Raw genomic sequence first — 9,052 nt, 5'->3', positions numbered from 1 at the left:
TTCCGTCGTCGCCGGCCGCGCCGGGATGCGCCCATGCCTGGGCGGAGGGGCCGGCGGCCAGCGCCGCACCGGCCAGGACAACAAGCAGCGGTTTCATGCGATCCCCCCGTTTCCGCTGGTGACCAGCGTTCTCAAGGGAGCCCCCGGGGGCAAGCGCCCACTCCGGACCGCAAAGAAATCTGACGTACCACAGACCACATCGGTTCCGCTGGATTCATAACGAGCTGGGCAAGAAGGGATGCCACAACCGTGTGGATCTGGAAAAATCACCCTCTACTATCCATATCTCCACAACGAGAGGTCCCACGGTGACCAGGAAGCTGACACTCGCCGCCGGTGGCGTCGTCGCCGCCGCGAGTGCGGTCGCCGTGCTGTGGAGTCAGGGCCCCGCCGTTCCCGCGACCGCCGCGTCCAGCGTCACCACGACAACGGTTTCCGCCGCGGCGGGCATCGGCAAGAACGGGGTCAGCGCCTTTCCCCTCGCCCCCCGTCAGGCCGACGAGCAACGGGTGGCGGCGTACTGGAGCCCGGAGCGGCTCAAGCAGGCGAGCAGCTACGTGCCGAGCACGAAGCCGTCGCCCTCGACCAAGAGCACCCCCTCCCTGGTCGAGGTGGGTCCGGCGGGCGCGACACCGCGCGCGGTCGCGCCGCGCGGCGCGGCGCCCCCTGCCGCCGCTTCCCCGCCGATGGTGGGCAAGGTCTTCTTCAAGGTCGGCGACAAGGAGTACTGGTGCTCCGCCTCCGCGGTGCACTCCGCCCGCCGCAACCTCGTCGCCACCGCCGGGCACTGCGCGTACGCGCTGGCCCAGGACAAGACGGTGGACAACTGGGTCTTCATCCCCGGCTACCACGACGGCGTCGCCCCCTCCGGCATCTTCGTCGGCCACACGCTCTACATGCACGAGGACTTCGCCGGTCAGGGCGACTTCGACCGCGACTACGCCTTCGTGACCGTGCACCGGGGCTTCACCTGGCAGCCGTACGTGGAGAACGGCAGGCTCAAGTACCGGCCGGTCGACGTGGGCCGCCTGGAGGACAAGGTGGGCGCCTTCCGCTTCGCCTCCGGCAAGCCGACCGGACGACCGATCTCCGTCTTCGGCTACCCGGCCGGGGCCCACCCCGACGGCAGCCGCCCGTACACCGGCCAGACGGTGAAGTCCTGCGACGGCACCACCGAGAAGAAGTTCGTCAGCGCGCCGACATGGCAGCTCGAACACGGGGTGCGGCTGCCGGGCTGCCCGTTCACCGCCGGCGCGAGCGGCGGCCCGTGGGTGATCGGCTACGACGCCGCCAAGCGGACCGGCTACCTCACCGGAATCACCAGCCTGACCTGGAATCTCAGCGGCGGCGGACGCCTCGACGCCGTCTCCACTCCGTACTTCAACCAGCTGACGCAGCGGGTGTACGCCCAGGCGAGCAGGCAGGGCACGGGCTGACTCTCCCCGCCGCGAGGGGTCTCGATGTGATTCACGTCACACCTTGCCATCCGATCCGGCTGCGCACAGTACGTGATTTGACACGGAAGGCATCCGAGTGGACCTGCACTGATGTCACGAGACGGTCTCGGTCCTGACAAGTGCTGTCATGCGTCACGGAAAAGTCACGGCCGATGTGCCCCCAAAACCACGTAAAAATCGAATAAAGGCGAGAGGTACTGTCTTTACTAGCCCTTTACACACGGGTGGGACGCATGTGGCGTGCCACGACAGCACCTGGAGCTCTATGAACACCCGAGTCAACCGTCTGATCGTCCCCATCGGGGGTGTGGCCGCGGCAGGCCTCATCGGGGCCACCATCGCGGTCCCGGCGCAGGCGGCCGGTGACACGGCCTCCGACTCCCTGGCCGCGAGCGGCATCGCCGCGAAGAACGTCATCGCCTACTGGCTCAACCAGAAGGCCTCCAACCTGGTCCACGCCACCCCGTACGGGTACGAGAGCCAGGTCAGCGCCAAGCACGTCTCGACCGGCGGGCCGTCCGCCGACAGCAAGCCCGGCACCGTCTCGCCCACCGGCGGCGGCAAGTCGGGCGGCTCCCTGAAGAACGTCAACCTGCCGCGCACCACCGGCAAGGTCTTCTTCCGCGGCGGCGACGGCAGGCCGCACTGGTGCAGCGCGACCTCCGTCCAGTCGAAGTACGGCAACCTGGTCGCCACGGCCGGGCACTGCGTCTACGACACCAAGACGAACAAGGCCACCCTGGACCGCTGGGTCTTCATCCCCGGCTACTACCAGGGCAAGGCGCCGTGGGGCATCTACGTCGGCAAGACGGCCTACACGCACTACGACTTCGACGTCTACGAGGACGGCGACCGCGACTACGCCTTCGTGACCGTCTACAACGGCATCAAGGCGGGGCGCGGCGGCGACCTGCGCAACATCGCCGAGTGGAACTGGAAGCAGGTCGACAGGAAGACCTACCTCAAGTACGACCGCTTCCTGCGCAAGAGCCGGGGCGGCAAGTACTACATCGTCAAGTTCACCGACGTCGGCCGGCTCGAGACCAACGTCGGCGGCCAGGGCCTGGCCTACAACCAGAAGATCGGCAGCTCGGTCTACGTGTTCGGCTACCCGAGCGGGTCGCACCCGGACGGCAACCACGCCTTCACCGGCCAGACCCTCAAGTGGTCGTACGGCAAGACCTTCGCCGCCAAGGCCCCCTCGGTCAAGGGCGAGGAGCTCGTGGGCGTCAAGTCGTCCTTCACCGGCCAGGGCTCCTCGGGTTCGTCGTGGCTGCTGAGGTACAGCAGCGCCAAGCGGCTCGGCTACCTCAACGGCGTCACCAGCGGCGTCTCCGACACCGACGGCAACAAGCGGATCGACACCAGCGTCTCTCCGTACTTCGACGGCGAGACCTACGGTGTCTACAAGGCCGCCGCCAACAACTGGTCCGGCTCCATCGCCTGAGTCGCGGACGCCCGGCGCCGCCCCTCGGGTGGCATGCTGAGCGGACGGCGATCACGAGGAGATCAGCGATGACCCACCCTTCCGGAATGCAGCCCGCTTCCCGGCGAACCCCCCTCGACGCGGAGGAAAGGGTGCGTGGCGAGGCCAACTTCTCGCTGCTCGTCGCCGAACACCTCATGACGAAGGGCCGGTTCAGGATCACCGCCGACAGCCCGGAGATGGTGGATCTGTGGCAGACGGCCGCCCGCATGGCGGGTGAGAGGCTGCAGCGGCCGGTGGTCAGCTACGCCGACGGCCGGGACATCGTCATCACGTTCGCCCAGCAGGCTCCGAGCCTCACGACACAGGGCTGAGCACCCCCCAGGAAGTGCCCCGCCGCGCCGCGGCGGGGCACTTCGGCGTTCCGGGGAGAACGACGAGCGTCCGCGTTGTTTTCCCGACTTGATCCCCATCGCTGTATGTTCCTTCGCAGCCCGTTCACGTGTGGGGCGCGGGAGACGTCACACAGCAAGGAGATCCGTTGAAGCGCATCCTCCCCCCGCTGTGGGGTGCGGCGGCGACGACCGCGTTGCTCGTCACCGGGGCGGCGGCACCCGCTCACGGCTACGAGATCACCGTGACGACGCCCCTCGCCTCCGGCGCGAAGGTGGCTTCGGTGCTCGCCTACTGGCTGAGGGACGGCGGCCGCCCGCTCGCCGACGCGACTCCCGCGTCAGCGCCGGCCGGGATCGAGGCCACCCCCGTCGCGGCCGACGGCGCCGCTCCCGACGGCGTGCGGGGCGTGGTGCCCGCCGCCGCCGGGGTCAGGCGGGCCACCGGCCCCTCGAGAAACGTCAACCTGCCGAGGACGACGGGCAAGGTCTTCTACGTCGGCCCGGACGGCCGCCCCCACTGGTGCGCGGGCACGTCCGTGCAGTCCGACCACCGCAATCTCGTGGCGACGGCCGGGCACTGCGTGTACGCCGCGCGGTCCACGGCGGGCTCCACCGCCACACCGCACCGGAACTGGATCTTCATCCCGGGCTTCGCCGGCGGCGGCACGCCCTGGGGCGTCTACGCCGGCGGCCAGGCCTTCGCCCACAGCGACTTCACCAGGTACCGCGACCTGGACCGCGACTACGCGTTCGTCAGCGTCCACGCCGGCGTGCTGCCCAAACGCGTCGCGCTGCGCGACGCCGCGCAGTACGCCGCGTTCTCCGGCGGCCCCAAGTACCGCACCGCGACCGGCTACACCGGCGTCCGGCTGCTCCCCGTAGGGCGTCTCGGCGACAAGGTCGGCGGGCAGGGCCTCGCCTACAACCTGCCGGTCGACCGGCCGCTCGCCATCTTCGGCTACTCCCTGCGGGCCTCCGCGCGTCCCGCGAACGGGCTCACCCGGGCGTACCGCAGGCCCTTCCTGGCCCAGGACCTGTCCAGGAGCGCGAACGAACTGGTCGCCGTGCGCTCGGCCTTCGCCGCCGCCTCCGGGTCGCCGTGGCTGGCCGCCTACCGCGGCGTACGCGGCCTGGGGTACCTGAACGGCCTGACCATCGGGCTCTCCGGCGCGGGCACCGGCCTGTCGCCGTACTTCGACGGGGAGCTGTTCCAGGTCTACAGCGCGGCCCGGCGCGCCGGCTGAGGGGCCAGGCGCCCCGGCGGGGCGGCCCTCAGACGCCGACCGCCTCCCTGTCCGCGGCATGCGTGCTCGTGCTCTGCCTGGTCCCCGCACGGCCCCGGCCGCGCGCCAGCAGCTCCGCCACCCGCGGCTCCGCGGCGTAGGGCGCGAACCGGCGGCACATGTCCGCCACGTACGTCCGCGTGCGCGCCGACTGGATGTTCTCGGCGAGATCGAGGGCCGACGACGCCGCCTGGCACGCCTCCTCCAGCTCGCCCTCCTGGATGAGGGCCGTGGCGAGCAGCGAGAGGTTGAACATCTTGCCGCGCACGTAGCGCCCGTCCATCACCAGCGAGCGCCGGGCCTGCCGTACGGCCCGCGCCCCGTCGCCGAGGTCGCGCAGGCAGTGGGCCGACTTCGCGGCCAGGTAGGCCTCGTCGAAGTAGCCGATCCAGCCGGGCTCGTTCTGCGGCGTCCGCCGGTCGAAGGCGACCTCCGCCTCGTGCAGCGCGCCGCCGCAGGCCGTGCGGTCCCCGAGCAGGGCCAGGGCGTGCGCCTCCAGCACCCGGGCCTCGGCCAGCAGCGACCCGACCCCCGAGCGCCGCGCGGCCGCCACCGCCGCCCTGGCCAGCTCCAGAGCATGCCGGGCATGCCCGATGTAGACGGCCTGGTGGCTCATCCCGGCCAGGATCTCGCCGCACAGGGCGTGGTCGCCCGCGCCGCGCGCCAGGCCGAGCGCCTGGATCAGGTAACGCTGGGCCAGCCCGTGCTGCTCCAGGTCGTAGGCCATCCATCCCGCCAGCCGGGTCAGCTCGGCCGCCGCGGTCGCCAGCGAGCGCCCGGTGGCCTCGCCGTACGCGCCCTCGCGCAGCAGCGGCGTCACGGCGGTGTGCAGGTAGCGCACGACCGGGCCGCGGATGCTGCCGCCGCCGAACCGGTTGTCGAGCTCGCCGAACGACCGGGTGACCTCGCGGATGGCGGCCACGTCGGAGGGCCCGACGCGGCGCGGCCCGTTCGCGGAGAGCCGCTCCCCGTCGGGCGCCGCCAGCCAGCGGACGATGCCCGCCGAACCCGCTCCCAGGGCGAAAGTGGAGTCGAGCAGGAACCTGCGCCGCTCGACGTCGGCCCTCCACAGTGCTGTCACGCTTGCCACACCCTCCTCCCACGAATGGGGGAACTCCCGTCCCAGATCGAGGGGGACCGTTCCACGCGGCATGCCGATGTCCTCCCTGGACACCTGCCGCCCCAGCCGCAGCGAGAAGATCTCCGCCAGCAGGCCGGGAACCGGTTCGCGCGGGCTGCGGCCGCCGATCCAGCGCAGCACGGAACCGTGGTCGTACCGCATCCCCCGCAGCCCCCGGGCCAGGCCGAGACCGTTGAGCCGGCGGGCCAGCCCCTTGCGGGACAGTCCGGCTTCGGTGAGGTGCTGCTGGAGCAGGCGGTTGGGGTCAGGTCGCATCGCTCTCCAACCGGGACAGGCAATAGCCGATTTGGTTACGGAGAGCTTTCTTTATAGCACTAACCGTGAGGACTTAAAGGCATTCCCAAATGTTTACGCGCCCTGACAGGGAGAAGACGAAGGGCCGCGCACCGCGCGTTCACGCGGCTCGCGGCCCTCGGGCGTCCGGTGGTGGCCGGAGGACTACTTGCGGGCGACGCCGTCCTCCCGGGCCTGCCGCGCGACGGCGGCGATCACGGCGGGGGCGACCCGGGCGTCGAACGGCGAGGGGATGACGTAGTGCTCGGTGACGTCGTCGCCGACCACGGCCGCCAGCGCGTCCGCCGCCGCCACCTTCATGTTCTCCGTGATCGTCGTGGCGCGGACGTCGAACGCGCCGCGGAAGACCCCGGGGAAGGCCAGCACGTTGTTGATCTGGTTGGGGTAGTCGGACCGCCCGGTGGCGACCACGCGGGCGTGCCTGCCCGCCACCGCGGGGTCCACCTCCGGGGTGGGGTTGGACAGCGCGAAAACGATCGAGTCCCGCGCCATCGACGCGATGGCGTGCTCCGGAACGGTCGACCCGGACAGGCCGACGAACACGTCGGCGCCCGCGAGCGCCTGCTCGGTCGACCCGGACAGGCCGAGCTTGTTGGTGTCGCGGGCCAGCGCCCGCTTGACCGGGTTCAGGTCCTCGCGACCGGTGTGGATGACGCCCTTGGAGTCCGAGACCGCGATGTCGCCGATCCCGGCGTTCAGCAGGATCCGCGACACGGCGACGCCGGAGGCTCCGGCGCCGGCCACCACCGCGCGCAACTCGCCGAGGGAGCGCCCGGTGAGGCGGGCCGCGTTGCGCAGCGCGGCCAGGACCACGATCGCCGTGCCGTGCTGGTCGTCGTGGAAGACGGGGATGTCGAGAAGCCCCCGCAGGCGCTCCTCGACTTCGAAGCAGCGGGGAGCGCTGATGTCCTCGAGGTTGATGCCGCCGAACGACGGCGCGAGCCTGACCACGGTCTCGACGATCGCGTCCACGTCGGTGCAGTCGATGCAGATGGGCACCGCGTCGACGCCGGCGAACTGCTTGAACAGCAGGGCCTTGCCCTCCATGACGGGCATGGCGGCGGCCGGTCCGATGTCGCCGAGCCCCAGGACCGCGGTGCCGTCGGAGACCACGGCCACGACGTTGGAGACCCAGGTGTAGTCGTTGACCAGGTCGGGGTTGTCGGCGATGGCGGTGCAGACGCGGGCGACCCCGGGCGTGTACGCGAGCGACAGGTCGTCGGCGTCGCGGACCGGGACGGTGGAGCGGACCTCCAGCTTGCCGCCGCGGTGCAGGGCGAAAGCGGGATCCAGGTCGAGAGATGCCAAGGAAGAAGAAGATGTGACGGTCACAGCGACCCCAGTGTCGAAAGGACGAGTTCCTTCGGTAGACGCCGTCAAGAGAACGAGAGCCCTGGCTTCGGTAGCCGCCGGAGGCCGTCGTCGTTGACGGTCGTCTCTTGAGGGGGTACGGGGGTCACCCGTTCCCTGATTGTGCCACAGGATGTGACACGCGCCCCGGCCGGATCGGGTCACATATCGTTGCACGTTCAGGTGTTCCCCCAGGCCATCGGGCATGTAATACTCGGCTTTGCCGGTGATCTCTTACGTATTTGGGCGTCCCAGTGGACTTGACGTCTTACGCCGAGCTGGCCGTACAGCTGGTCAACATGGGCGGCGAACTCAAAAACCCCTTCTCCCTGCGGGCCCTCCTGGAGGAGACGGGCCGTACGGAGGCGGCCGCGCGTCTCACCCGCCGCGACATCGACGCGCTGTGCGAGCTGCGCGACGAACTCGCGGGGGTCTTCGCGGCGGCCGCGGAGGGCGACGACGTGGAGGTGGTCGAGCGGCTCAACGGGCTGCTGGTCCGCCATCCCGTGCATCCGCAGATCTCCGGGCACGACGGCCAGCCCTGGCACCTGCACCTGACCGAGGGCGGCCGGGTCGCCGACGCCCTCTCGGTCGGGTCGGTCATGGGCCTGGCCAGCGTCGTGACCCGGCTCGGCGTGGACCGGCTCGGCATGTGCCAGGCGGCGCCATGCCGCAACGCCTATCTCGACACCTCCTCCAACCGGTCGCGCCGCTACTGCTCGGAGCGGTGCGCCAGCCGGGCGAACGTGGCCGCCTACCGGGCGCGCAAGCGGGGCGCCTGACGGGCCGGCCCGAAGAAGGGCGCGGTCAGGCGGCCGGCGTGGGGAAGCGCAGCGCCGGCCTGGGCCAGTAACGCAGCACGACCCTGCCCACGACGTCCTCCTCGGGCACCGCGCCGAAGTCCCAGCTGTCCCGGCGCCCCGGGGCCGACTGGTTGTCGCTCTCCAGCCACCAGCCGTCGCCCGTGAGCCGGAAGGCCCGCTTGACGATCAGCCCGTGCGGCCGCCTGGCGACCACCAGGTCGCCGGGACGGATCGGGGCGCCGCGCCGTACCAGCAGCCAGTCCCCGGGCCGCAACGCGGGCAGCATCGAATCGCCGGACACGCACACGGCGGTGAGCACATCCCCCTCCGCACAGTGATTTCGAGACGAGTAAGGTCGGTCCTGGAACAGTGCTGTCACCAGCATTCCTAAGGAAGGATTCCGATGCTCGCACGACTGCTGCGACCCCGGCACGAGGCGTCCGCCCACTGCGACCTGCCGTGCGGGGTCTACGACCCGGCCCAGGCCCGCATCGAGGCCGAGTCGGTGAAGGCGATCATTAAGAAGTACGCCGACAACGACGACCCGGTCTTCAGGACCCGCGCGCTGATCATCAAGGAACAGCGGGCCGAGCTGGTCAAGCATCACCTGTGGGTGCTGTGGACCGACTACTTCAAGCCCCCGCACCTCGAGCAGTACCCCCAGCTTCACCAGCTCTTCTGGGACGCCACGAAGCTGGCCGGCGCCGCCGGGGCCAAGGGCACCGTGGACCCCGCCCTGGCCGACGATCTCCTCGCGAAGATCGACGAGATCGCCAAGATCTTCTGGGAGACCAAGGCCGCCTGAGCCTCGGAACCTCGGGCCCCGCACGGCCTCCAGGGCCGCGCGGGGCCAGATCATCCCAGGGCCCCATACAAACTCCATATTCGGTAGCACGGAATTTA

General features: G+C 70.5%; 9 protein-coding genes. 6 read left to right on the top strand and 3 right to left on the bottom strand.

Going from position 1 to position 9,052, the window contains the following annotated elements; genetic code table 11:
- Positions 1-308 precede the first annotated feature (308 nt).
- The 4 genes from AB0J39_RS15925 to AB0J39_RS15910 all read left to right on the top strand — a co-directional run bounded on the left by AB0J39_RS15925 (position 309) and on the right by AB0J39_RS15910 (position 4,522).
- Positions 309-1,436, top strand: a complete 1,128-nt coding sequence (locus AB0J39_RS15925; protein ID WP_363464810.1) for a trypsin-like serine protease — start codon at positions 309-311, stop codon at positions 1,434-1,436.
- Positions 1,437-1,722: 286 nt separating this feature from the next.
- Positions 1,723-2,904, top strand: a complete 1,182-nt coding sequence (locus AB0J39_RS15920; protein ID WP_363464808.1) for a hypothetical protein — start codon at positions 1,723-1,725, stop codon at positions 2,902-2,904.
- A 68-nt stretch (positions 2,905-2,972) separates the two neighbouring features.
- A complete protein-coding gene (locus AB0J39_RS15915; RefSeq protein WP_363464806.1) occupies positions 2,973-3,257 on the top strand; it encodes a hypothetical protein in 285 nt (94 codons plus the stop codon).
- A gap of 167 nt (positions 3,258-3,424) precedes the next feature.
- Positions 3,425-4,522, top strand: coding sequence for a hypothetical protein (locus AB0J39_RS15910; protein WP_363464804.1), 1,098 nt, complete (start codon positions 3,425-3,427; stop codon positions 4,520-4,522).
- Between the two features lie 28 nt (positions 4,523-4,550).
- Here AB0J39_RS15910 and AB0J39_RS15905 read toward each other — a convergent pair whose 3' ends face one another.
- Both AB0J39_RS15905 and AB0J39_RS15900 read right to left on the bottom strand, forming a co-directional pair.
- Complete coding sequence (locus AB0J39_RS15905; protein ID WP_363464801.1) at positions 4,551-5,957, bottom strand: hypothetical protein; 1,407 nt, start codon at positions 5,955-5,957, stop codon at positions 4,551-4,553.
- Positions 5,958-6,140: 183 nt separating this feature from the next.
- On the bottom strand, positions 6,141-7,304 hold the full coding sequence (locus tag AB0J39_RS15900; protein ID WP_363464799.1) for an NADP-dependent malic enzyme: 1,164 nt from the start codon (positions 7,302-7,304) through the stop codon (positions 6,141-6,143).
- 296 nt (positions 7,305-7,600) lie between these two features.
- On the opposite strand from AB0J39_RS15900, the gene AB0J39_RS15895 reads away from it, so the two are divergent.
- Entirely contained in the window at positions 7,601-8,128 is a 528-nt protein-coding gene (locus AB0J39_RS15895; protein ID WP_363464797.1) for a CGNR zinc finger domain-containing protein, read from the top strand.
- 25 nt (positions 8,129-8,153) lie between these two features.
- Here AB0J39_RS15895 and AB0J39_RS15890 read toward each other — a convergent pair whose 3' ends face one another.
- Positions 8,154-8,468, bottom strand: a complete 315-nt coding sequence (locus AB0J39_RS15890; protein ID WP_363464794.1) for a S24 family peptidase — start codon at positions 8,466-8,468, stop codon at positions 8,154-8,156.
- 84 nt (positions 8,469-8,552) lie between these two features.
- Between AB0J39_RS15890 and sodN the strand changes: the two genes are divergently transcribed.
- Positions 8,553-8,954 (top strand): superoxide dismutase, Ni, encoded by a 402-nt coding sequence (sodN, locus tag AB0J39_RS15885; RefSeq protein ID WP_169988168.1) that lies wholly within the window; start codon positions 8,553-8,555, stop codon positions 8,952-8,954.
- Positions 8,955-9,052 lie beyond the last annotated feature (98 nt).

Origin of the sequence: Microbispora sp. NPDC049633 (genome assembly GCF_040675265.1) — a bacterium.
Lineage (GTDB): Bacteria > Actinomycetota > Actinomycetes > Streptosporangiales > Streptosporangiaceae > Microbispora > Microbispora maris.
Note: the sequence above shows the minus strand (reverse complement) of the source record. Positions and strands in the feature narration are given on the sequence as shown.

Coding starts and splice junctions, on each gene's coding strand:
- AB0J39_RS15905 (WP_363464801.1), bottom strand. CDS start 5,957: ATGCGACCTGACCCCAACCGCCTGCTCCAGCAGCACCTCACCGAAGCC.
- sodN (WP_169988168.1), top strand. CDS start 8,553: ATGCTCGCACGACTGCTGCGACCCCGGCACGAGGCGTCCGCCCACTGC.
- AB0J39_RS15920 (WP_363464808.1), top strand. CDS start 1,723: ATGAACACCCGAGTCAACCGTCTGATCGTCCCCATCGGGGGTGTGGCC.
- AB0J39_RS15915 (WP_363464806.1), top strand. CDS start 2,973: ATGACCCACCCTTCCGGAATGCAGCCCGCTTCCCGGCGAACCCCCCTC.